The organism is Terriglobia bacterium (genome assembly GCA_020072815.1).
Classification (GTDB): Bacteria; Acidobacteriota; Terriglobia; order Terriglobales; family Acidobacteriaceae; genus Angelobacter.
The window spans coordinates 1-22,680 of the sequence record JAIQGE010000003.1 but is presented as its reverse complement, the minus strand read 5'-3'; the positions used below and the strand labels follow the sequence as shown (position 1 = coordinate 22,680).

General features: G+C 59.1%; 18 protein-coding genes and 1 tRNA gene. 3 read left to right on the top strand and 16 right to left on the bottom strand.

All coding sequences use genetic code 11. The annotated features are described in order from the left end of the window. Positions 1–101: 101 nt before the first annotated feature. From LAO20_05310 to LAO20_05295, 4 genes are all read right to left on the bottom strand, one after another. Entirely contained in the window at positions 102–1,352 is a 1,251-nt protein-coding gene (locus tag LAO20_05310; GenBank protein ID MBZ5530830.1) for an ABC transporter permease, read from the bottom strand. After that, positions 1,349–2,602: an ABC transporter permease gene (locus LAO20_05305; GenBank protein ID MBZ5530829.1), complete on the bottom strand. Its 1,254-nt coding sequence runs from the start codon at positions 2,600–2,602 to the stop codon at positions 1,349–1,351. The genes LAO20_05310 and LAO20_05305 overlap by 4 nt, the downstream gene beginning before the upstream one ends. A 99-nt stretch (positions 2,603–2,701) precedes the next feature. Further along, on the bottom strand, positions 2,702–3,949 hold the full coding sequence (locus LAO20_05300) for an ABC transporter permease (protein MBZ5530828.1): 1,248 nt from the start codon (positions 3,947–3,949) through the stop codon (positions 2,702–2,704). Positions 3,950–3,952: 3 nt separating this feature from the next. Continuing rightward, complete coding sequence (locus tag LAO20_05295; protein MBZ5530827.1) at positions 3,953–5,206, bottom strand: ABC transporter permease; 1,254 nt, start codon at positions 5,204–5,206, stop codon at positions 3,953–3,955. A 183-nt stretch (positions 5,207–5,389) separates the two neighbouring features. On the opposite strand from LAO20_05295, the gene LAO20_05290 reads away from it, so the two are divergent. Both LAO20_05290 and LAO20_05285 read left to right on the top strand, forming a co-directional pair. Continuing rightward, positions 5,390–5,465: transfer RNA gene (locus tag LAO20_05290), tRNA-Ala, on the top strand. Positions 5,466–5,982: 517 nt separating this feature from the next. Beyond that, a complete protein-coding gene (locus LAO20_05285) occupies positions 5,983–6,339 on the top strand; it encodes a PilZ domain-containing protein (GenBank protein MBZ5530826.1) in 357 nt (118 codons plus the stop codon). 47 nt (positions 6,340–6,386) lie between these two features. On the opposite strand, the gene LAO20_05280 is transcribed toward LAO20_05285, so the two are convergent. From LAO20_05280 to LAO20_05230, 11 genes are all read right to left on the bottom strand, one after another. Next, a complete protein-coding gene (locus tag LAO20_05280; GenBank protein ID MBZ5530825.1) occupies positions 6,387–6,827 on the bottom strand; it encodes a VOC family protein in 441 nt (146 codons plus the stop codon). Positions 6,828–6,892: 65 nt separating this feature from the next. Further along, on the bottom strand, positions 6,893–7,333 hold the full coding sequence (locus tag LAO20_05275) for an AraC family transcriptional regulator (GenBank protein MBZ5530824.1): 441 nt from the start codon (positions 7,331–7,333) through the stop codon (positions 6,893–6,895). Between the two features lie 81 nt (positions 7,334–7,414). Continuing rightward, positions 7,415–9,310: a glycosyltransferase family 39 protein gene (locus tag LAO20_05270; GenBank protein MBZ5530823.1), complete on the bottom strand. Its 1,896-nt coding sequence runs from the start codon at positions 9,308–9,310 to the stop codon at positions 7,415–7,417. Further along, on the bottom strand, positions 9,292–11,178 hold the full coding sequence (locus LAO20_05265) for a tetratricopeptide repeat protein (protein ID MBZ5530822.1): 1,887 nt from the start codon (positions 11,176–11,178) through the stop codon (positions 9,292–9,294). The genes LAO20_05270 and LAO20_05265 overlap by 19 nt, the downstream gene beginning before the upstream one ends. Beyond that, a complete protein-coding gene (locus tag LAO20_05260; GenBank protein ID MBZ5530821.1) occupies positions 11,175–13,160 on the bottom strand; it encodes a glycosyltransferase in 1,986 nt (661 codons plus the stop codon). Before LAO20_05260 ends, LAO20_05265 begins: the two co-directional genes overlap by 4 nt. Positions 13,161–13,468: 308 nt before the next feature. Continuing rightward, positions 13,469–15,097 (bottom strand): hypothetical protein, encoded by a 1,629-nt coding sequence (locus tag LAO20_05255; protein MBZ5530820.1) that lies wholly within the window; start codon positions 15,095–15,097, stop codon positions 13,469–13,471. Between the two features lie 106 nt (positions 15,098–15,203). Then, positions 15,204–16,007: a hypothetical protein gene (locus LAO20_05250; protein ID MBZ5530819.1), complete on the bottom strand. Its 804-nt coding sequence runs from the start codon at positions 16,005–16,007 to the stop codon at positions 15,204–15,206. A 358-nt stretch (positions 16,008–16,365) separates the two neighbouring features. Further along, positions 16,366–16,881 carry an ester cyclase gene (locus LAO20_05245; GenBank protein ID MBZ5530818.1) on the bottom strand — a complete coding sequence of 172 codons (516 nt, stop codon included), beginning with the start codon at positions 16,879–16,881 and terminating at the stop codon, positions 16,366–16,368. A 28-nt stretch (positions 16,882–16,909) separates the two neighbouring features. After that, complete coding sequence (locus LAO20_05240) at positions 16,910–17,890, bottom strand: NADPH:quinone oxidoreductase family protein (GenBank protein MBZ5530817.1); 981 nt, start codon at positions 17,888–17,890, stop codon at positions 16,910–16,912. 67 nt (positions 17,891–17,957) lie between these two features. Beyond that, a complete protein-coding gene (locus LAO20_05235) occupies positions 17,958–18,527 on the bottom strand; it encodes a DUF6265 family protein (GenBank protein MBZ5530816.1) in 570 nt (189 codons plus the stop codon). Continuing rightward, a complete protein-coding gene (locus tag LAO20_05230; protein MBZ5530815.1) occupies positions 18,524–19,186 on the bottom strand; it encodes a TetR/AcrR family transcriptional regulator in 663 nt (220 codons plus the stop codon). The genes LAO20_05235 and LAO20_05230 overlap by 4 nt, the downstream gene beginning before the upstream one ends. A gap of 384 nt (positions 19,187–19,570) precedes the next feature. On the opposite strand from LAO20_05230, the gene LAO20_05225 reads away from it, so the two are divergent. Further along, a complete protein-coding gene (locus tag LAO20_05225; protein MBZ5530814.1) occupies positions 19,571–21,337 on the top strand; it encodes an ABC transporter ATP-binding protein/permease in 1,767 nt (588 codons plus the stop codon). Between the two features lie 27 nt (positions 21,338–21,364). Here the strand turns inward: LAO20_05225 and LAO20_05220 are convergent, their stop codons facing one another. Beyond that, positions 21,365–22,372, bottom strand: a complete 1,008-nt coding sequence (locus LAO20_05220; GenBank protein MBZ5530813.1) for an NADP-dependent oxidoreductase — start codon at positions 22,370–22,372, stop codon at positions 21,365–21,367. Positions 22,373–22,680 lie beyond the last annotated feature (308 nt).

The window sequence follows — 22,680 nt, the reverse complement described above, 5'->3', positions numbered from 1 at the left end:
TGATTTTTTCTCTGAGATATTTCGTGATGATAGGGATCCCTCGCTGCGCTCGGGATTAAGAGAAACGGCTAAGAGCTAATGGCTAAAAGCTAAGGGCTGCTTTATTCGTACCTCAGCGCAATCACCGGGTCCAGACGCGCGGCCTTCATCGCCGGGTAAATCCCAAAAAACAATCCCACGCTGCTGGCCACGCCTACGGCAAGCACCACGGCCCACATCGGCACCGATGAGGGAAAATGCGCCAACTGCATCAGAAAGCTGATCAGTAGGGACAGCAACACGCCAAGAATACCTCCGATGCCGGTGAGCGTCATGGCCTCCGTGATGAACTGGAAACTGATGTCGCGTCGCCGCGCGCCGATGGCTTTGCGCACGCCGATCTCACGCGTGCGCTCCGTGACCGACATCAGCATGATGTTCATCACGCCGACGCCGCCCACCAGCAGTCCCACGGAGACCACGCCGATCACGTACTGGAGGATCTTGCTCATGATGTCCGCGAACTGGTTGCCCAGTTCCTCCGCGCTGCTCACGCCAAAGTTGTCCGGCTTGCCCGGCGGCACGCGGCGGCGCATGCGCAGCAGACTGTGCACCTCGTCTTCGGCGATGGTCTTCATCCCCGGCCGCGCCATCGCGATGACGATCCCCTCGTCGTCCTTGGGATAGTGCTTCTTATACGTCCGGTAAGGAATGAGCACTTCCACGTCGCCCGCGGCGTTGAGAGTATTCTTCTTTTTCTGGAAGACGCCAATCACTTTGTAGAGATTGCCGTCCACCAGCAACTGCTGGCCTTCTGCTTTTTCGTCGGGGAAGAGCGCCTTCTCCGCGTCAAAACCCAGCACCACCACGTCGGCGCGATGGAGATCTTCCATGTCGGTAAAAAACCGGCCATCTTTCATGCGGCCGTTGACCACGTCGGCATAACTTGAGGTGACGCCGCGGAAAAGTATGTTGACCAGCTCGTGGCCTTTATTGCGCGCGGTGCGGATGGGCTGCGGACCATCGCCAATATGGGGCAGCGCCTCCACCACAACTTCCTTGATCGCCGGCAGATTGTCGCGAATGGCCATGCCGTCATCGAAGGTGATGGGTTTCCGCGTCCGCTCTTCCGGGCTGAGCCTCCCAAAATGGATGCCGGGATCAAATTTGAAAATAAAAAGATTGTCCACACCGAACTCATTCAGCGAATCCTGCACGTTTTTCTGTACGCCCAGCAACATGGACGCCACCACAATGGCCACCATGGTCCCGATCACCACCCCCAGCACCGTGAGAAAAGAGCGCACCTTGTGCGTCCGGACGGTTTCCAGCGCCATCTTCATGTCTTCAAAGAGCATGTGGGTATACTTCATGCCTCAAACCTCAATGCTTCAATCGGATCAAGCTTGGACGCTTTGTACGCGGGATAAACGCCGAAAATCACACCGATCCCTGTGGCCACAGAAACGCCGATAAAGACCCAGCGGATCGGCAATTGCATGGGGAAGGGTGTCAGGTGAGTGATGGCAAAAGAGATGGCGAAGGCCAGCAGCACCCCAGCCACGCCGCCGATCGCGCACATTACGCCCGCCTCCGTCAGGAACTGCAAGAGCACGTCGCGGCGTGTGGCGCCCACCGACTTGCGCACGCCAATTTCACGCGTGCGTTCGGTCACGCTGGCCAGCATGATATTCATAATCACAATGCCGCCGATAACCAGAAAGACGAACACTACACCGATGGAACCGGTGGCCAGCGTGCCGGTCAGGTTGGTCCACAGCTCCATGAGCGCAGACGGTTCCAGGATGCCGAAGTTGTCTGCCTCCTTCGGGCCCAGGTGGCGGCGCGCGCGCATCAGCATGCGGGCTTCGTCTTCCGCAGGCTGCATCAGGTCCGCAGCCAGCGCTTTGACATTGATGTTCATGCTGACATTGCTGCCGTAAACTTTGCGCCAGGTGTGGATGGGAATGTAAACAAAGCTGTCCTGCGACTGGCCAAACGTGGAGCCCAGGGCCTTGGCCACGCCCACCACTTCGTAAGCTTCGCCGTCTATGTAAAGCGTCTTGCCCAGAGGGTCGGTGCCTTCAAAAAAACGCTTCGCCACGTCAAAGCCGATCATCGTCACGCTGGAGCGATGTTCGTTGTCGGCATCCGTCATGTAGCGGCCGAACTCCGGCTCCTCCACGTCAATTTCGCCGATGTTGGCCGTGACGCCGCGTACGCTGACGTCCTCAATGGTCTCCGTCTTGTACTTGACCTTGCCATTGCGGCGCACTTCCAGTCCCACTTCCTGGGCCAGAGTCATGTTGTCGCGAACGTACTCGTAATCTTCCCAGGTCACGTCCTTGTTGGTGCGCTGCAGCTTCACAAACATCTCCGTGCTGGTAATCAAAGGAAACCGCATCACCAGAAAGACGTTGGAGCCGAAGTTGGCGATCTTGTCCGCTACGTACTTGTTGGTTCCCTCCACCATGGAAACCACCACGATCAGCGTGGAAACGGAAAGGATGACGCCCAGCAGGGTGAGAAAGGAACGCAGTTTATGCGAGCGCAGGGTTTCCAGCGCGATCAGCGCCGGTTCCCTCAGCGATACACCTCTTCGCGGCAGTGGAACTATGGGCATGGGATGCTTTTGGCCGAAGTTTTCCCTGGAAGTCAGGGCCTTACATATAAGGGACGGATGGGGGCCTGAAAAAGTTTCAACTTTCTGAAAATTTATGACTTATTCGTATCTGAGGGCGATCACCGGGTCCAGCCGCGCAGCCTTCATCGCCGGGTAGATGCCAAAGAAGAGGCCCACGCTGCAGGAGACGATCACTCCCACCACCACCGCCCAGACCGGTACCAGCGAGGGGAAATTCAAGGCGCGCATCAGGAAGCTGATGCCCAGCGAAATCAGTACGCCGATGATTCCGCCGGCCCCGGTCAGCGTCATGGCTTCAGTGATGAATTGCATGCTGATATCGCGTTTGCGCGCGCCCAGCGCCTTGCGTACGCCGATCTCGCGCGTGCGCTCGGTCACCGACATCAGCATGATGTTCATCACGCCCACGCCGCCTACCAGCAGGCCAATGGACACCACGGCCACAATCAGCAGAACAATGTTGGCCAAAATGTCGCGGAACTGCTGGCCCAGCTGTTCTGCGCTGCTAATGCCGAAGCTGTCCGGCTTGTCCGCCGGCACGCGGCGGCGCATGCGCAGCAGGCCGCGGATCTGGTCTTCCGCTACTGATTTCATCCCCGGATACGCCATGGCGGAGATGAAGTGCTCATCGTCCAGGGGATAGCGCTTGCGGTAGGTGCGGTACGGAATGATCACGTCATCATCGCCGCCGCCCAGCGTGGTGTTCTTCTTCTTCTCAAAGACGCCGATCACCGTGTAGGTGTTGCCGTCAATCTGGATCTGCCGGCCCACGCCGCTTTCGTTGGGAAACAGGGCTTTGGCCACGTCAGCTCCCAGCGCTACCACGTCAGCGCGATGCAGGTCTTCGGCTTCGCCGAAGAACCGGCCGTCTGCAATGGCCCCGTTGTCCACTTCCACGTAACTGGGGATGCCTCCGTAGAAATTGTTCAGCGTAAGTTCCTTGCCTTTGTAGCGGGCAATCCGCTGCGGCTGCGGTCCCTGCCCCTGGCGCTGAAACACTGAAACGCTTACGTTCTTCACCGCCGGACATTCATCGCGGATGGCCATGGCGTCCTCCATGGTCAACGGTTTGCGCTGGCGTTCTTCCGCCGACAGCCGGGCGTGAAACCCAAAATCAAAACGGAACACCCACAGATTATTGACGCCAAATTCGTTCAGCGACGCCTGCACGTTGCTCTCAAAACCAATCAGGATGGACGCCACCACAATGGCCACCGCCACCCCTACCACCACGCCCAGCACCGTCAGGAACGAACGCACCTTATGTGTGCGAATGGTTTCCAGCGCCATCCTGACATTTTCCGCAAGCAGTTTTGATCGCATCATGGCTTAGGTCTCAAACCTCAGCGCTTCGATAGGATTGAGTTTGGAGGCCTTGAACGCCGGATACGCGCCGAAAAACAGTCCAACGGCACTGGAAAAGATCACCGAGCCGAGCACCGCGAAAAGCGGCACTCTCATCGGCACCGGCGTAAGGGCGCCAATCAGGAACGCGATGACGAAAGCCACGGCCACGCCGATGACCCCGCCCACCCCGGACATCACTGAGGCTTCCACCATGAATTGCAGCAGCACGTCGCGCCGCGTTGCGCCCAGCGATTTGCGTACGCCGATTTCCCGCGTGCGCTCCGTCACGCTGGCCAGCATGATATTCATCACCACGATTCCGCCGATCAGCACAAAGATCAAAACGATGCCCACGGAAGCATTGGCCAGCGTTCCCGTCAGGTTCTGCCACAGCCCCATCACCGACGAGGGCTCAATCAGTCCAAAGTTATCGTCGTCTTTCGGCTTGATGTGGCGATGCGCGCGCATCAGTTGCTTTGCTTCATCTTCCGCCGCCGGCATCCATTCCTGCTTTACCGCCTGGATCTGGATGGAAGCGCTCTCCTGGGTGCCGTAAAACTTGCGGTAGGTCATCACCGGGATGACGGCAAACTGGTCTTGCGATTGTCCGAACGTGGTACCCAGTTCTTTCGCCACGCCCACTACTTCGTAAGGCTTGCCGTCCAGCAGCACCGCTTTGCCCAGCGGATCAGTGCCTTCAAACAAACGCTTGGCCAATTCGTGGCCGATCATCGCCACGTCGGCGCGGTGTTCATTGTCTGCGTCCGTGACGTACCTGCCGAACTCCGGTTCCTGCAGCCCGATCTCGCCCATGTTGGCCGTCACGCCCAGAATGCGCACGTCTTCCAGGTCTTTGGTCTGGTACTTGGACTTGGCCAGCCGGCCCTGCCGGAAGCCCACGTTCTTGGCCAGACTCATGTTATCGCGAACGAACTCGTAGTCTTCCCAGGTGATTTTTTTGTTGGTCTTTTGCAGCTTGTTGAACTGCTCCTGGTTGGTAATGATGGGGTACTGCGTGATCAGAAAGACATTGGCCCCGAAATTCGCAACTTTGTCAGCGATGTACTTGTTGCTGCCCGCCACCAGCGCCACCACCACCAGCAGCGTGGCCACCGAAAGAATCATCCCCAGCAATGTCAGGAAGGAACGAAGTTTGTGCGTGCGCAGGGTCTCCAGCGCAATCAGCGTCGGCTCTTTGAGCGCAATGGGGCGGCGGCGTGGGGTAGGGGATTCCATCAGTCGGGTTTCAGGTAAGTCCGTTGAGAGTTTATAACTTCTCCCCCTGTTTGAAAGACGAAAATAACGCCTGAATAGTTTCAGTTTGCCACAAATAAAGCCCTTCACACTGCTTGGACTCCCACGGTCAAGCTTCCGTTTGACGATTTTTGCCGCCTCGGCGAGAATAGAAGGATACAGCGTGGGCCTGTGGCGCAGTTGGGAGCGCGCTTCCATGGCATGGAAGAGGTCGTCGGTTCGATCCCGACCAGGTCCACCAAACTATCTTTATTCAAAAACACCAGCCTGCGGCGCATTGCCACTGTATCGCTCTATTCCCAGAATGATACTCAAACAAACTTCGCGGCCTCCGCGCATTCAGTCGGCAAAAGGCTTTACAATGGCAGCACGAGATCTTGTCATCGCTGTGCTCTAAGGTATCTGTTGTAAGAATTCTCGCGCGAAAGACCTCGGACGGATCCCGGCTGCACCCTTCTGGCTCCAGGCTGTTTGGCCCCCTGTATCCTTATTATTTCCCAATGGTGGCGCCAGATAAGTCCTTCCGGTTCAGATGGATAAACGCTTCCGCTAGCCGATGATGCTGGGCCCGTCCCTCAGCTTACCGGGGGATTGTATGAGGGGTTTTCGATGTGCGGTTTTGCACAAGCTTGAACCGAACCTAAAGCAAGTTTCAAGGGACTCAAACCGGTTCGGGACTTCTGTAACTTTCGGACCGGCGGCTGGAACGTTATGATCTTTCCATGGCAACCCAGGCGCGCACACGGACAGTACCCCCAATGACCATGAAACCCGCGCAGGAAAGGGCCATCTTCAGGCGCTGGCAGCGCTACCGGCTGAATCTCCCGATTCGCCTCATCGTTGCCCGGGATGAAAACACCCGCATCAGTGAAGCACGCGCCAACGACATCAGTGACGGCGGCATGCTGGTGTTTGCCGGCATTGAACTTCGCGCCGACGACAAGGTGTTTGTCGAGTTCACTCCGCCCTACTCCAGCGGCCCCGTCCGCGCTCCGGGTGTAATACGCCACCGCCGCGGCTACTACTACGGCGTGGAGTTTCTGAGCACCAACCCAGAAGACAAAGAACAGACTGACCGCTTCCGCAACCTGCTCAAACTCGCCGCCGGGCGCTAACTGCCGCGGCCGCGTTCATTGTTGCTATTCAAAGACACTCAAGCCGCCTAAGCATTTTTGGGCTGCGTCATGCTGAACCAGTTGCCAAACGGATCTTTGAACACGCATTCCACACCGTAAAACTGGTCTTTCGGCGGCGAAAGAAACTCCACGCCCTTGGCTTTCAGCTCCTCGTAGGTCTTGCGGCAGTCGGCCGTCTGGAAGACGCCGGCGCCGAACGCGCCTTTCTTCATCAGCTCGCGGATCGTGTCAACGTCCTCAGGCTTGATCTTCTGGCGATGCGGATCAATTTCCTTCGGCGACGGAACCACCTTCATCAGGATGATCTGCAGGTCGGTCTGGCCTTTGGGACTCACGGTGAGCCAGCGAAAACCATTGGGCATGGATTCATCCATTCTGACTTCGAACCCCAGCTTGTTGACGTAGAAGTCTTTGGCGATGTCCTGGTCCATGACGAAAATCGCGGTGTGCGCCATGCGCTGAATCATGATCTTGCCTCCTGGGCAACAATCTACCCGAGCCGCGCGGACGGTTGCTTCTCAATTCTTGCTGTTCAGTCTGGAATTCCGAAACTGCTGAGATAGCACATCGGCATGGCAACGATCCGCCATGGAGCCATGTAGCCAAACATCCGCCGCACCTCGCGCTGGTACTCAACCGGCGAGCGGCCCACCGTGGCGTGGAACTTGGCGCTGAATGACCCCAGGCTGCCGTAGCCGGCTTCCAGGCAGACCTCGGTGACCGTCATCTCGCCCGACGCCAGGAGCCTCTTGGCGTACTCCATGCGGCGGCGCGTGAGGAAATCATGCGGCGTTTCGCCGAATGCAGCGGAGAACAGGCGATGAAAGTGAAACGCGGAGTAGCAGGCTTCGCCGGCCGCCTGGTCCAGAGCGATGGGAGTCCGGTAGCTGGCGGCCAGCAGGTCGCGGGCGCGGCACAGCCGGCGGAAGGTGTCGTCATGCAGCAAGTGAAGTTTGGTATCGCCCGGAAACATGCCGGCTATGGTAGCGCGAAAACCCTGTTGGGGAAACCGACTTGCGGGCGGTGATGGAAGGTCCTTATCCGCCGCCAAAACTTAGTGCGCCTGAACTGCGGTTGTACACTCGCCGCCCGCGCGGGCAATGCCGTAGTTGAGCGCCACCGCGCGCGAGTTACCGCGGGCATCGCTCAGACGCGCACGCACCAGGTGAAAGCACTGTTGCTGGCCTTCCCCGGCGAGAGAGATTTTCTGGTGAAACGTTCCATCCGGGGCAATGGCCACCGCGTCACCCTGCGGATGCCAATTGTCAGTAAACACTTCCACCTGGACGTACCACCCGGCTTGCGCGCCGTTGGCGATGCCTTCCAGCGTCATCTCCTTGCCGCTGACCGTCGAGCCGCTTGCCGGCGCCAGAATGCGGATGCTTGACGTACCCGCCGGCGAAGCTTGCGCTGAAGCAGCGGCCTCGGCGGTGGCCGGCCTCGCGTAAATCTCAATAGCGTGGCCAAGGGTCGGGTCCAGTGCGCGCATCTGCAATTGATAACCGACGAGTAACGGGCGGATCGCCGCGTCCATGCTCTGCGCTTCCCCGCCCATGCCGCCATCCAGGATTACGTAATTGAAAGCATTTTCCCGGACCGCTGCCTGGTACGCTTCGGCCCCGGTAATCCTCTGGCCCGCGGCGTCGTGATAAGAGAAGTACATGGGATCAGTAATCTGGCCCTGGCCCAGAGGCGGATGGAAGTAATAACGAAACACCGTATCGTCCACTAGCACGCGGTCCTGCGGGGTGAGGCGCCCTTCAAAATACGCCAGCACCGGACCAACGTTGGGCCAGAAAACGAACTGCTCAAAGCTCTGTACTTTGCCCAGCAAGCCGGCGCCCAACGCCAGCGCCAGGACGGCGGACGTTCCCCAAACCAACTGCGTGCCATGGTTGTGCGGCACGAACTGGCGGACCAGGAACACGGCTCCGGCGACGGCGGCCGGCGCCAGAAAAAGCATGGCGTAATTCACGTGCTTCCAATAGTCGTAGTCAGCGTGCGACTGCCACTGGAACCCCAGCATCAACACGGCTCCCACCCACATCCACGCCACGCGAGCGCGCCATTGTTTCTCGCCGAAGGCCATCACGCTCAGCCACGCCAGCAACCAGAAGTCCCAGCGGGAGAATACATAGATAGCGAGAGCATCGGGCGCGCGCAAAGAGCTGTACCCGGAACCATAGCGCAGCAGATGCAGCAGATCGGACGAATGCAGCGTCCAGTAAGCCGCGCACGCGGCGAACAGCGGCAAGGCGAAGATCAGCGCCGCCTTGCTACGGCCCTTCCACAACGCCAGAATGACCAGGAGCGGGAAATAGATCGCGACCAGGTACTTGCACAAGAATGCCGCGAACAACAGCAACGCTGCCAGGGCCCAGTGGCGTTTCTTGTTTTCCTGCCATGCGCAGGCAAAAGCCCAGAGTGCCAGCGCAAAAAAGCAGATGGAGCCAGAGTCGCGGGTAGCGATGCGGGAAACCAACACCGCCGGTCCCAGGATGGCCATCACCGCGGCCGCGCCCAACCCCACGGGTTTGGAAAACACGCGGCTGGCGAAACCATAGGTCGCAGCGACGGTCAGCGTCCCCATGGCGGCGGCCAGTTCACGCAGGCCCACCAAGCCGGCGATGCGGTCAGCGATGGCGGCCATGGCCGGCCACAAATACCAGCCAAAGGTCCATTGCAACGGCGTGTCCATCGGCGCTTCAAAATGGTGCGCCAGGAACATCCGCCCGTACACCACATACACGGATTCATCCATGTAAGCGGTGTTGTACAGCGGGCTGCGCATGCGCAGGTACGCGGCAGCCACCAGGATTACCATCAGCGCCAACCCGCGCTCCAGCCCCAGCCGGTCCGGCTCTTCGCCGGAGAGCTGCGGACGGCGCTCAAGCTGCTTGCCGTTGGCTGATTTCTGGGTTGCCGCTTTGTCTAGAAGTAATGACGCCATGTGAACTGATACAGGTGCCTGTGGAACGCGTTGTAGACGTTCAGATAGTCGTAACCCAACGTCAGGTCGTTCATCGGCGTGGCCCGCCAGAAGAAGTGCGTGCCCGCGCTGTTGGCAAACTGCGCGTTGCTGAAGGAAGCCGTGTCCGTCTGCACGTTCTGCACGCCTGCGGTGGCCGTCGCGTCCCATCCCACGTTATGCGGGAAGTGGTGCGACAAGGTCAAAATACCCTGGTTCAGCAGATAACGTGTCGGGCTGAAGTAACCGCCGGTCTTGCTGGAGAGCGGCAGGCTGGGCTGGATGTCAGCATCGTGATCAAAGCTGGTGTAGTTCACGCCATACGCCACGCGCACGTACGGACGATCACTGTGGAACGCTTTGCCGATCTGTCCCTCAATCGAGTAGCGGCGATTGGCATCGAGATGCTGTCCGGTGTAAACGCCGTCCGTATAGTCGAGCGAGAGGTCGTACTTGTGCGCGGAGTTGTAATAGCTGGCGCCCACCGATGCCAGGTTGGTGCGGACCTGTCCCAGAAAGAGGCCGCCCACATCAAATCCGCGGCGCGAGAGCAACGACTCCTCCACCGGCTGGCGAAGAAAAGCGAACTTCAGCACCGTGGAAGGAACGGGCTTGTAACGCAGGTCCATTCCGGCGTCAAGATTGTAAGGCGCGTTGTTGAAGGTCTCTGCGCCTACCTGAAAATGACTGGTGAATTTGTCACTGACTTCGGAGTCGAGACCCGCGGCAAAGTAATTGGTATTGAAGCCTTGGACGCCGGCGTCAAACAGCGCTGGCCGGTAACTGAACGTAAGCCGGTTACCGGGCGTTAACGGCGTGGACAACGACAAGGCGAAACGATCGTAGGCCAGGTCGTGTTCGCGCCGGTCAGCGTAGCCCAGTTCCACATACGTCCCCAGGCCGCGATGGATGTCCTGCTTGGTATCCACAAAGCCCGGACCCACGGTGCCGCTCACGTCGGCGATGGCCTGGCGCGCTTCTACATACCGGTGCAGGCCAACGTCAGCCCGCGCCAACTCCAGGCGTGCCCGGGCGTCCGCCGGCTCCACGGCCTGAGCTTGCTGCGCCAGTGAACGCGCTTCCGCGTAGTGGCCTTTCCAGTTCAGGATCTCTGCTTTGCCCCGCAGGGCTGCGACATTCTTCGGGTCCTTGGCCAGCGCTCGATCATACAGGACCAGAGCTTCATTGCTGAGACCTCGCCAGGAAAGCAACTGCGCTTTGCCGGTAAGGGCCCGTACTTCGTCTGGATTCTCCTGCAGCGCCTGGTCGTAGCGGACCATCGCCTTGGCGCGTCCGGCGCTGGACCACGAAAGCACGTCGGCTGAACCAACCAGCAGATCAACGTTCTCCGGATCGCGTTTCAGGCCCTGTTCGTAAAGCTCTACGGCTTGCGGCCGCGTGGCGTCACTCCAACTCCAAATCTGCGCCAAACGCAGCCGCGCGGAGACCGCTTCCGGATGCGCCGCCAGAATCTGCTGCAGGCGCGTGACGGCCTCACTCCGGGTTTGCGAATTCCAGCTCAGAAGTTCTGCGTACGCGCTGCAATAGTCCGGGTTGCCGCTGCTCAAGTCGCAGGCGCGAAGCAGCAGGCCGAGAGCTTCATTGCGGCCACCGGCTTGCCAGCTCTTCATCGAACCGAGTTTGTACAGCGCTGCCGAATTCGTAGGCTCCTGCTTCACTACTTGCTCCAGCAACGGAACGGCTTCCTGCCACTTCCCTTGCGCCTCCAGCCGGCTGGCGCGTTCATAAAGCGTTGCGCTAGACTCTTGCGCCTGTGCTACACCTGAAGTACCCAGCGCACCGGCCACCTGCAGAAGAAAACCTGCCAATACCATCAAGCGGACTTTCATGCCTGTTCTCCTGTGCGGCTGGCCTGCGTCAGGCTCAGCAGTTCTCCTTCTTTGGGAGCAATCTCCCAGAAAAGATATTTGGAGATTTCATCCTGGTCGGTAGGCGCAATCGCGTCGAAGCGGATTCCGTTGGAGATCTTCATGGAACCTTTCACCCGATAAGTGTAGTTGCGCACCACCTTGCCCTGCGCGTGCACCACGTGGTTGGGCAACACCAGCTCCAAGTCCACATTGGTGCCCGGCACAATGCTGTCTTCCAGCGTCACCGAGACGCCGGAACGGTTCAGGTTGCGGGCGAAATGCTCAAAGCTCACCGGCCCATGCCCGTTGGCATAAGAAACTTTCATCGGGATGTCCAGATGCGCGCGGAACCGGTATCCCGACCGGGCTTCTTTGCGCTCCATGGAACGCCACAGCACCAGGCTCATAGTGAGCATGAATACCACGGCCCAGAAAATGTTTACCGTCAAGGCCCAGAAGAAATATCCCCACAGGGCCACATGCTGTATGCGCAGGATGCCCACCGCCAGCGAAAGACCCAGCATAACCACCAGGCACAGAGGCAGCATCATCTCGGTCAAGCGGGCAGCCGCCGCCTGAGCCTTGGGTGTGACTTTGAACAGCATGCCGCGCTGGAAGAACCCGCCGACGCTTTTCATCAGGACGTGCATCTTCAGCAGGTTGAAGTACTCGCTCATCAGGAAATTGCGCACCCCGCCCTGCATGATCATGGAACAGGCCAGGTTCAGGCAGAAGTACGGCAGGAAATAGTTCGCGTAGGAAAGAGGATCGGTCACCAGGGCGAATACCCCGAGCAGCAGCGAGACGATCGGCGTGGTCACCAGGAACAACTTGACCCAGCTCATCCAATAGAAATAGAAAGAGCCGAGATAGCAGATTTTCTGGGCGAAAGAAAGCTCTTTGCTGCGGAAAGGCTTTTCCGTGCGCAACACCTGCATGGAGCCTTGTCCCCAGCGCTGCCATTGCGTGGCAAAACCGGTAAAAGTCTGCGGCGCCAGTCCGCGGGCCAAAGTGCGGTTGTAATACACCACGCGCCATTGCTTCTTCTGCAGGCGCAGGCTGGTGTGCATGTCTTCGGTGATCGTTTCCGTGGGGAAACCGCCAATTTCTTCCAGAGCCGCGCGCCGCACCATGCCCGGGCTGCCGCAATAGAAGGCCGCGTTGTGGCGGTCTTTACCCGGCTGGATCACGCTGAAGAACAGTTCCTGCTGCTGCCAGCCGGCCCGGGTCTTCCAGTTCACCAGGTGCTGGAAGGAATCCATGTTGTAGAAATCCTGCGAGCCTTGCACAATCGCCACGCTGGGATCAGCAAAGAACCCGATGGTATCTTCAATCAGCTGCGGTGACGCCACGTGGTCGGCGTCCAGGGTGACGATGAATTCGCCGCTGGTCTGCTGCAGCGCGTTGTTCAGGTTGCCGGCTTTGGCATGCTTGCCGTTGATTCGGAAAATGTAGCCGCATCCGAACTCTTCCGCCAATTTGCGGACTTCCGGGCGATTGCCGTCGTCCAGGACGTAGGTCTTGTGCGGATAGCGAATGTTCACCGCGCAAAGCACCGTCTCCCGCAAAAGTTCAACCGGTTCGTTGTAGGTGGGGATGAAAACGTCCACCGTGCGGCCAGGCAGCGGGGGCATGCGCGTGTAGCGTGTCGGGTTCCAGGCGATAAAGTAAAAGAGCAGGCTTTCAAAAAAGCTCAGGCCCTCAGCTACAAGGAATGCATAAAAGAAGACGCGGGCCGCCGGATTCACGGTGTACAGCGCGCGCCAGTAGAAGTAGCGAAGGCTGAAGGCCGTCGCCACCACAATGGCCAGGCGCATGGCCGCCAATTTGAGCTGGTTCTGTGAACCCAGCTTGGCGACCGGCTTTACCGCGGTCCCGCTTTTTCCGGCTTCTTCCCCGACTGCGGGAATTGTAGAAAACCTGTTTGCGTGGCCTCCGTCAGGCCAAGTCATCCGTCTCACGTTCGTGCTCACTTCCTGCCCAAAAGCTGCCACGTACCGGCTGGTACATGTCCTTTGGTACATGTCCTTTTTCCCACTCTAGCATAGCTAGCGCCCTTTGCAAGTGAAAAGTGTTGCTTTTGAGCTGCAACGAAACATACATGCATATAGAAGAGTACGGAGGAATGGAGCTTCTCAGCAGTGACCCGGCTCACAGTCAAATCTGACGGCCATCACATGGCAAAATGCCGAACGTTTATCTTGCATTATCTTATAGTTACAAAGAACGATGGCCCGCCAGATGGCGGGCCAAAGAGGGGGCTGAGGCGCTATTCAGGAGTACAGTCATTGGCTGGCGGCAGGGCTTGGCCGAGCTTAGTACCTAGGGACGGTGCATTGGCGAAATCGAACATATCCAACAGCGGACTGGCGTGCTGGTCGCGCTTAGTCAGGTGGGGGCGTTCAACCGCGTCCTGATCATCGTCATCACCGTGCTTGCCAGCCCCGGCTGGAGTCATGAACACGGTTTCAATCAAGGCCAGGATGGACGTGTGGTCGCCCACAGTATGCGACACGTAGCTGGGCTTGGAAAACGGAGATATGGCCACAAATGGCACGCGAACTCCATACTGATCAAAGTTCGCGCACGCCGCCGGAAACGGCCCGGTAGGGTTCTTTGCGAACTCCGGGCAGAGATCGGCGGCATCGGCCACGCTGTTGTCCGTCTTGCTGAGCAGGTTGGTGGAGCACTCCGCACCTTTGCCGGGCTGCAGGCTCAAGGGCGGGTTGGAGAGATCAGCGCACTGGCCAGGATCAATACCATCCGGGTTGGGAGCATGTCCCTGGCGGGCCCGTGGCGGCTGCACGTGGTCGTAGAACCCGCCGTGCTCGTCATAAGTGAGGACGATGATGGTCTCCGGCCAAAACGGGCTGTTGCGCACGGCGTTGATCACTTGCGAAACAAACGCCTGGCCGCGCTGGATGTCCGTGGGCGGGTGTTCGTCATTTTCATTCTTGATACCTAGCACGCCGAGGTTGGGATCCACAAACGCCACCTGTGGTAGCGGCGGCAGTCCAGGTTTTCCGGCAAGCTGCCCCAGAAACACCGGGAGCGGAAGAAAATGCGGATCAATGGGCGAGGGGAACGGACGGAAGCTGCCGGCTTGCGGCACGTCCTGGAAGTAGTCTGCCCAGGTGACGTTCTGTTTTTCCATCAGATCAAAAATTGTGCCGGTAATCGGCTTGTAACCGCCGCTTCCCGGAGGCGGGAAGCTATCACTGGTGGTGAGATGGCCAAATGACGTGGCGGCCATCAAGTAAGAACGGTTGGGGAACGTCGGCCCCAGGACGGACGCGAAGTAACGGTCGTTAATCGCAAACTTCTGCGCCAAGTCGTAATAGAAGGGGATTTCCCGCTGGTTGTAAAAGGCCATGGTCTGGTCGTCGGTGGTGTTTTCCACCCCTTTGTCCAACTGTTCGGTTTTGTCGTTGATGCGGACAAAACCGTCCATCAGCCCCTGAACTAACGTGTCATTGGGACGATTGAAGTTGGCTTCGCGATGGGTATTGGCCCAGCCGTGGTCCAAATCAGGCGCCACACAACGCCGGGAATCGTGGAAAGCGAACACCGCGCTGCCGTCGTCATCGCGGTTTGCATTGCGGCAGGTGAAATTACCGGCCGCATCCACGCGGCAAGCCAAGCCGTCCACGCAGTTGTGATCATCTTTGCGGCAGCCACCATCGCGCTCGTCGCGGTCTTCGCTCCGCGGCGTGTGGTACGGGCTCCCCGGCGCATACGCGAGCGCGCCGAAATAGTTGTCAAATGAATGGTTCTCCTGCATAAGGACGATAATGTGCTTGACCTTGTGCGGATCGCCTTGAGCGTGGGCCGGCTGTGTTCCGGCGGCGGCCAGCACCAATGCCAGCAAAGCTGCCTGTGGAATTCCAAAAAGACGCATGGGGACTCTCCTTTTTTCTGTAACCGCGCATTACAAAGGAGCCATGCAAAAGGCTTGTGAAGGTCCCGTGAAAATTGCGTTAAGAAGGCAGGATCGGTCTTGGGCGCTACTTTCTGCCGATGTCTTCCGGCTTAAGGCCGGCTTTCCTGAGGGTGTCCGCCTGGAATTGCGTGAACTCCTGCTGCAGCTTCACAAACTCTTTGCGCTGTGTTTCTTGCTGCCGCATTCTCCGGTTGAACTCCAGCACAATTTCATGGCCCTGGATCACCACGCGGCCATCGGCTTCGCGCAGGCTGGCCTGGTGGGCGCGAGCGTATTGATACTCTTCGTCTAACGACTCCACCCATGCTTTCTCGGCGGCAACCGTGGTGGAGCGTTTGGTCATGGCTTCCTGCATGCCCCGGTCAAACCCCTTTTCCATCTCCACCCGTTCTGACTCCGAGGACGCGGTTGAGTCCAATACTTTGCGCAAATCGGAAATGATCTGGGCGAGTCGTTGCTCCTGGGCCACGTCAAGGTCATAGACGGCGTGAATTTGCTTGAGCGCCAGGTCTCCCACCTCAGGCTGGACGAAGGACTTGGAGCTGTTGAGCTCGGAGACGGCGCTGGTATCGAGCTGGCCGACTTTCTCCATATAGTCCTTGTTCACGTCGACCATCTTCTTGAACTGGGCGCGCAAACCGTCTTCCATCTTGCGGCGGCCAGAAAATAGCGACTGGTGGATCGGCTGCAAGCCAGCGGCCTCACGCATCAGCCGGCCGGCCATTTGTTCCCCGGTCTCCGCTTTGATGGAGCCAATATTGCTGGTCAGACTCCCAAACGCGAACAAAACAGTTATGGCGCTGAAAATCCAGGCAAAGGCCCGGGGATTGCGCGACTTTCTGCGGCCCGCGGCCAGGTACGCAATCATGAATGGGAAACCCAGAGCACCGAGCAGTGTTCCAATCAAGTATCCTTCGGCGGACGCGTGGGGGCCTGCATAGGCTCGCGATGCCACAACAGCCGCAACAATTGCCAGGAGCACAGCCAAACACATTGCTAGTAGCCCCAGCACTCCCGCGGGCCGAGCTTCGGTCGCAGCAGTGGGCGGCGGAATTGCCGAGGCGTCCACCGCCTGCAAAGGCTTCCCGCAAGAAGCGCAATACCCAAATGCACTGGCGTTCTCTATTCCGCAATGACGGCAGATCATGAGTCACGTCTATATCACAGGTTGGCTTCCCATCCAATCCGGGAGTTTTCCTGCGGCAACAGTACACAACGCAAATGGCTCACCTGCCGTGAGCTTTGTGATCGAACCGCGGATCCACGGCTTTGCGCGCGGTCTCCACGCCGAAGACCGGCAACCGCGGGTCATTCAGCAACCCAATCTGCTTGAGCACGGACGCCTGGTCCCAATAGATATGCTCGTGCGCCAGTTTGCCGTCGCGGAACTTCACGATCGCCACCAAGGGGACTTCCACCCGGCGGTTCGTCGGCGGGACACCGGGCAGCATCCAGGGCATCTCCTGTGTGTGGGTAAAGGAGAAGATCATCTCGTCCACCAGTTGGTCTTCGCCCACGGTGCGGGAGATAGGCGTGAGCGTGGTGTCTGGCGGCATGTTGGGAATAAAGTCCTGCGAGTAGAACGTGCGCAGCGCGCTCTTGCCGTAACCGCCGGTCATCACCGGAATGTGGTTGACGTAGGCGTCGTCCACCATGGTGTCCAGCGTGGACTCAGTGTCGCGCGTGGCGAACTCGTGCCTGGTGTGTTCTTCCCAAAGTTGTGCGAGGTCCGGCTTCAGCATGGCCAGGATTATATGCGCGCCAAGGCGCTTACGATCTCACCGTTATCACGACCTTGCCCGTGGACTTCCGCGCCCGCAGCGCTTCCAGCGCCTGTGCGGTGTGCTCCAGATCGAACTGAAGCGATACATGCGGCTTGATCTTGCCTTCTTCGAACCAGCGGAAGAGCTGGGCAAACGACGAAATCACCAGCCCCGGCTTGTGCTTCTGGTAAGAACCCCAGTAGAAGCCGATCACGTCAACATTCTTTACCAGCACAATATTGGCGGGAATTTGCGGCACTCGCCCGGCGGCAAAGCCGATGACGATGATCCTTCCGCCCCAGGCAATGGAACGCAGCGCGGCGTCGAAGGCGTCGCCTCCTACGGGATCGTAGATCACGTCCGCGCCGCGTCCGCCGGTGATGGCTTTTACGCGCTCGCGAATGTCTTCTTTTGAATAATCAATCAGGTGATCGGCGCCGTGTTGCTGGGCGACCGAGAGTTTTTCCGCGTTCCCAGCGCAGGCGATCACCTTGGCGCCCATGGCCTTGCCAATCTCTACGGCGGTCAAGCCCACGCCCCCCGCCGCGCCGGTGACCAACAGCCATTCGCCGGGCTGGAGTCGCGCGCGCCACTCCAGCGCGCCGTGCGATGTTCCGTAAGCCACCGGAAACGCCGCGGCGCTGGCAAAATCCATCCCCTCAGGGATGCGCAGGACCTTGGCGGCCTCGACTACAACTTCTTCTGCGTAGGCGCCTAGCCCCGCGAGCGCCATCACGCGGTCACCAGCTTTGATTCCGCTGACGCCCGGGCCGACTTGAGTCACCACGCCCGCGGCCTCGGCTCCGGGAATGAAGGGAAACGCCGGCTTCTCCTGGTACTGGCCTGCGATGAGCAGCAGGTCGGCAAAATTCACGCCCGCAGCGTGGACCGCCAGCCGAACTGCGCCTTCGCGCATGGCTGGAGCGCCGATCTCTTCCACCACCAGCTTTTCTTCACTACCCCATTCTTTGCAAAGCACCGCGCGCATATTCATCTCCAGTTCGGAAGCGCCATTCTACCGGAAACGCGGTACCAGCGAAGCCTGCGCGCGGCGCTTATGGCTTGGACACAGGCGGGTTGTAATTCACCTTGGCGTCATACGCGACCTTCTCCCAGCGCACGCGGATGTGCGCCTCCTTCTGGTCGCGGAACATGATGATGCCGTTCATGGTGGTGGGCGAATCGCGCAGCAGCGTGGACGTCTCAACCTGGGCCCCGGGCGCGCCGGCAAAAACCACTTCTTTGTTGCTGTACTTCTGCAGGACCATGAGCAGCGGCTGCTGCAGGACTTTGTCCGTCAGATCCGTGGGGAAATTCAGAGAGCGTATCTCCACTCCCTTCGGCGTGTCATAAATGGTGTAGAGCTCATACATCACCGGCTGGCCTTGAACAAATATCCGGAACAAGCAAAGCATTTCGCCGGCTTGAACGGTAGAACAGATCTGTTCCGCCGTCGCCGTCTGTAGACGGCCGATCCAGCGGCCAGTCATCCAGGCAAAATCAACGGCTTTGACGGTGGCGACGTCGCGCGCGTTTTCCGGCGCCGCGCCTTGGGCCCGAGCCACAAGCGGCGCAGCGACGACGAGCATAATGGCGACGAACAACGATAGTGTTTTGGATTTCATTTTGTTTTCCTTCTTCGTTGAGATATTCCGGCCTTGCGGGCGCGGTTCATTGGCTTGCGCTGTGAGCTTTCCATCGTTTTGAAATAAGCGCGGAGCTGGCTGATGCAATCGTCGAACGGCTCAATGCATTGGTAGGAACGCGCCTGCATCACGCCGCCTTCCATCACCGTCAGCACGAAGCGGGAGAGTTGGCGGAGATCGCAGTCGTCGGGCAGGCGGCCCGCGGCTTTCGCCTGGGCCAGCAGCTCTTCCACGGCGCGCGACCATCCGGTAAAGTTGGCGGCGATCCTGTCATGCACCGCTCGGCGGTCCGGCTCAATCTCCAACGCCAGGCGTCCCAGAGGACAGCCGAAGGCAAACTCGGTGACCACCACGTTCTGGCGATACTTTTCCAGCAAAAGAAAAATGCGCTTGATGGGGTCTTTGGACTGCTTGAACACCGGCGCCAGCAGCACCGGCCCCAGGTTTTGCTGGTACCAATCCAGCACCGCCATTAGCAGGTCTTCTTTGCCGGTGAAGAAAAAATAAAAGCTGCCGCTGTTGGCGTTGGCTTTCTTGAGGATCTCCGCCATCCCCGTGCCGGCGTACCCGTGGGCATAGAACAGCTCCACGGCTGCCTGGATGATGCGTTCGCGGGTGGTGGATTTTGGAGCTGCCATGATTCGTTTAATTACATTTGTTACTTGAACGACCAAGTAAGTATCCGACGGACGGCGACAAATTGCAAGCGCAAAGTCGGACATTTTTCCGGCATTTTGCCGGCGGGAGCCGAACGGCCTAACTCCCCGGACGGCGACGCGCCCGGCGACTTTTTTGCATCGAACCGGCGGCAGCTCAATCTAAGTCAAGTTGGGTGTAATCTGCGGTGTGGTCTACAGGGTGTGATCTACGGGTGTGATCTACTAAAGACTGGGCCTGTGGGCAGCGGAGCCCGCACCGGGCTCGCGCAGCCGTAGTCGCCCCAGCGTTGATTCTTTATCATCGCCGCTCTTGATCATCATTGATTCTGACCATGATTCTGACCATCGAGAATCCTTACCACTATGAGACTTCTCTACACCTACTCGAAGCAGTACTGGAAGCTGATCACGCTGGCCCTGGTTCTGGCGGCCACCAACCAGGTTTTCTCCCTGCTGGACCCGCTGATCTTTCGCCATGTGATTGACAACTACGCCACGCAGTACAACAAGTACACCAAAGTGCAGTTCATCCGCGGCGCGGGATGGCTGCTGCTGGCGGCGGTGGGCGTCGCCTTTGTCTCGCGCGTGGCTAAAAACTTCCAGGACTATTTCGTCAACGTGATTGTCCAGCGCCTGGGCGCGAAGATGTACTCTGACGGGATCCACCACTCGCTGGACCTTCCCTACCAGGTCTTCGAAGACCAGCGCAGCGGCGAGACCCTGGGCAAGCTGCAAAAGGTCCGCCTGGACGTGGAAAAGTTCTTCAACGCCGCCATCAACACGCTGTTTACGTCGCTGGTGGGCGTGATTTTTGTCGTCATCTACGCTCTCAGCGTGCACTGGGCCATTGTGCCGGCGTTTCTGATCGCCGTGCCCCTGCTGGGCGTGATGAGTTCGGTGCTGAGCCGGCGCATCAAGACCATCCAGAAGACCATTGTGGCGGAAACTACCGCTCTGGCGGGGTCCACCACGGAATCTCTGCGCAACATTGAGCTGGTCAAGAGTCTGGGGCTGGCCCGCCAGGAAGTGGCCCGCCTGAACGGCGTGACGGAAAAGATCCTCCGCCTGGAGCTGAAGAAAGTGAAATTCCTGCGCAGCCTGAGCTTTATTCAGGGAACGTCCGTAAACGCCATGCGCACCACGCTGCTTTTCCTGATGCTGTACCTCATCTTCCTGCAGCAGATCACCGTGGGACAGTTCTTCTCGTTGATGATCTATTCGTTTTTCATCTTCACCCCGCTGCAGGAGCTGGGAAACATCATCAACACGTTCCGCGAAACCGAGGTCTCATTGCAGAATTTCCAGACTATTTTGGACACGCCGCGCGATCCCAAGCCGGAAAACCCCGAGCCGTTCAACGAATTGATGACGCTGCAATTCCACCACGTCAGCTTCCGCCATCTCACGGCCACGGCCTTGGCACTGGACAAGATCAGCTTTACCGCGGCGCGCGGCGATACCATCGCTTTTGTCGGCCCGTCGGGCGCGGGCAAATCAACGCTGGTCAAGCTGCTGGTGGGACTCTATGCGCCGCACTCCGGCGAAATTCTGTACAACGGAATTCCATCCAACCGGCTTGACCTGGACGACCTGCGGGAGCGCATCGGTTTTGTCACCCAGGACACGCAGCTCTTTTCCGGCTCGATTCGCGAGAACCTGCTCTTCGTCAATCCCAGCGCCACGGACGCCGAATGCCTGGAAGTCCTGCGCAAGGCTGCCGCGGACAGCCTGCTGGCCCGTGCCGACCGCGGCCTGGATACGCTGATCGGCGAAGGCGGCGTGAAGGTCTCCGGCGGCGAGAAGCAACGCCTCTCCATCGCGCGGGCGCTGTTGCGCCATCCGCAGCTTTTGGTCTTTGACGAAGCCACGTCTTCGCTCGATTCGCTTACGGAAGAAGAAATCACCCGGACGATTCGCGACGTGGCCAGCGGTCAGGAAGCCATCACCATCCTGATCGCCCACCGCCTGTCCACCATCATGCACGCCGACCGCATTTACGTCCTGGAGCGTGGCCGCATCGCCGAATCCGGGCGGCACTCGGAATTGCTGGAGCAGAAGGGCCTGTATTACGCCATGTGGCGCCAGCAGGTGGGCGAGCGCAAAGTGGAAGAAGCCGGAGTGGCGGGATAGCGTCTACCGACTCGGCTAGTTGTGTTGCTAGCTGCTGATTTTCACGACCAGCTTCCCTCTGACATGTCCTTTTTCGCTTTGGCGATGGGCTTCGGCGATCTGCTCCAGCGGATAAACTTTCTCGATCACCGGGCGCAGCTTGCCGGCTTCAATCAGCGCGCTGATTTTTTCCAGATCACCGCCGCGCGGCTTGACCTGGACCACCCACAGCCACTTCTGTCGCACCATGCTGCCCAGCCAATTCCCCACCACGCTGGCCACAATGGTTCCATAAAACTTCATCTTCCCCGCCGGCGGCTTGGGGACGGGCAGAGTAAGCGTCACCAGACGCCCGCCGCGTCGCAGTACTTTGAAAGAACTCGCCCAGACGCTCTTGCCGACGCCGTCGAGCACCAGGTCGTAACCGGACAGTCTGTCTTCAATCCTCTCGCGCGTGTAGTCAATCGCCAGGTCTGCGCCCAGTTCGCGCAACAAGCTCTGGTTCTGCGGACCGGCTGTGGCGGCGACGAACGCTCCCAGAGCCCTGGCGATCTGTATGGCCATCACGCCCACGCCGCCGGCGCCGGCATGGATCAGGACCTTCTTTCCTGCAGCCAGCTTGCCCAGGTTCACCATCGCCTGCCAGGCGGTGAGCGCCGCCAGCGGAACCGCCGCGGCTTCTTCATGGCTGAGACGGGCTGGCTTGTGCGCCAGCGTGTTTTCCGGCGCGACGGCGAACTCGGCGTAGGTGCCACGATAAGTCTGGGCAACCTTACCGTGCTTGAAGCCGTACACCTCGTCGCCCGGCTTGAAGAGCGTGACCGCTCCCCCGGTTTTCTCCACAACACCCGAAAAATCACAACCCCAGATCACGGGGAAACGCAGGTCCCAGAGAGGCGCGAGCATGCCTTGCCGCACCTTCCAGTCCACAGGGTTCACGCTGCTGGCATAGACGCGCACCAGCACCCCGTTGGGGCCCACCTGGGGCACGGGGATGTCGTCCGCCAGTTCCAGGACTTCAGGACCGCCGTAGGTCTCGCAGATGACAGCGCGCATGGTTGACGATTTTAGCAGTCGTGAGCAAGCAATCAGCACTCAGCCCGATCAAACACTCTTGCTCAGAAAAACCTTTGAAACGCGGAGGAACGGAGGCAGCTGAGGAGATGGACAAAAAGGCAGGGGATAGCCGGGCGCGCCTCGCTGTCGTTTATTGAGATTGCAGTGAAACTGAAGCAACCTCACGAAGCCAGAGCTTAGCTGCGAAAAGCAAGCTAACCACAAAGGATACGAAGGCGCACAAAGGACGCTTTTCTCCAGGATGCCTTCGTGGACCTTTGTGTCCTTTGTGGTTAGAGCTTTTTGGT

What these genes read in the sequence shown, in the direction of transcription:
- LAO20_05300 (MBZ5530828.1), bottom strand. Translation starts at nt 3,949, where the DNA reads ATGATGCGATCAAAACTGCTTGCGGAAAATGTCAGGATGGCGCTGGAA.
- LAO20_05310 (MBZ5530830.1), bottom strand. Translation starts at nt 1,352, where the DNA reads ATGAAGTATACCCACATGCTCTTTGAAGACATGAAGATGGCGCTGGAA.
- LAO20_05275 (MBZ5530824.1), bottom strand. Translation starts at nt 7,333, where the DNA reads ATGTTTCCGGGCGATACCAAACTTCACTTGCTGCATGACGACACCTTC.
- LAO20_05280 (MBZ5530825.1), bottom strand. Translation starts at nt 6,827, where the DNA reads ATGATTCAGCGCATGGCGCACACCGCGATTTTCGTCATGGACCAGGAC.
- LAO20_05240 (MBZ5530817.1), bottom strand. Translation starts at nt 17,890, where the DNA reads ATGCGCGCGGTGCTTTGCAAAGAATGGGGTAGTGAAGAAAAGCTGGTG.
- LAO20_05270 (MBZ5530823.1), bottom strand. Translation starts at nt 9,310, where the DNA reads ATGGCGTCATTACTTCTAGACAAAGCGGCAACCCAGAAATCAGCCAAC.
- LAO20_05230 (MBZ5530815.1), bottom strand. Translation starts at nt 19,186, where the DNA reads ATGGCAGCTCCAAAATCCACCACCCGCGAACGCATCATCCAGGCAGCC.
- LAO20_05265 (MBZ5530822.1), bottom strand. Translation starts at nt 11,178, where the DNA reads ATGAAAGTCCGCTTGATGGTATTGGCAGGTTTTCTTCTGCAGGTGGCC.
- LAO20_05305 (MBZ5530829.1), bottom strand. Translation starts at nt 2,602, where the DNA reads ATGCCCATAGTTCCACTGCCGCGAAGAGGTGTATCGCTGAGGGAACCG.
- LAO20_05285 (MBZ5530826.1), top strand. Translation starts at nt 5,983, where the DNA reads ATGACCATGAAACCCGCGCAGGAAAGGGCCATCTTCAGGCGCTGGCAG.
- LAO20_05295 (MBZ5530827.1), bottom strand. Translation starts at nt 5,206, where the DNA reads ATGGAATCCCCTACCCCACGCCGCCGCCCCATTGCGCTCAAAGAGCCG.
- LAO20_05225 (MBZ5530814.1), top strand. Translation starts at nt 19,571, where the DNA reads ATGAGACTTCTCTACACCTACTCGAAGCAGTACTGGAAGCTGATCACG.
- LAO20_05255 (MBZ5530820.1), bottom strand. Translation starts at nt 15,097, where the DNA reads ATGCGTCTTTTTGGAATTCCACAGGCAGCTTTGCTGGCATTGGTGCTG.
- LAO20_05250 (MBZ5530819.1), bottom strand. Translation starts at nt 16,007, where the DNA reads ATGATTGCGTACCTGGCCGCGGGCCGCAGAAAGTCGCGCAATCCCCGG.
- LAO20_05235 (MBZ5530816.1), bottom strand. Translation starts at nt 18,527, where the DNA reads ATGAAATCCAAAACACTATCGTTGTTCGTCGCCATTATGCTCGTCGTC.
- LAO20_05220 (MBZ5530813.1), bottom strand. Translation starts at nt 22,372, where the DNA reads ATGCGCGCTGTCATCTGCGAGACCTACGGCGGTCCTGAAGTCCTGGAA.
- LAO20_05245 (MBZ5530818.1), bottom strand. Translation starts at nt 16,881, where the DNA reads ATGCTGAAGCCGGACCTCGCACAACTTTGGGAAGAACACACCAGGCAC.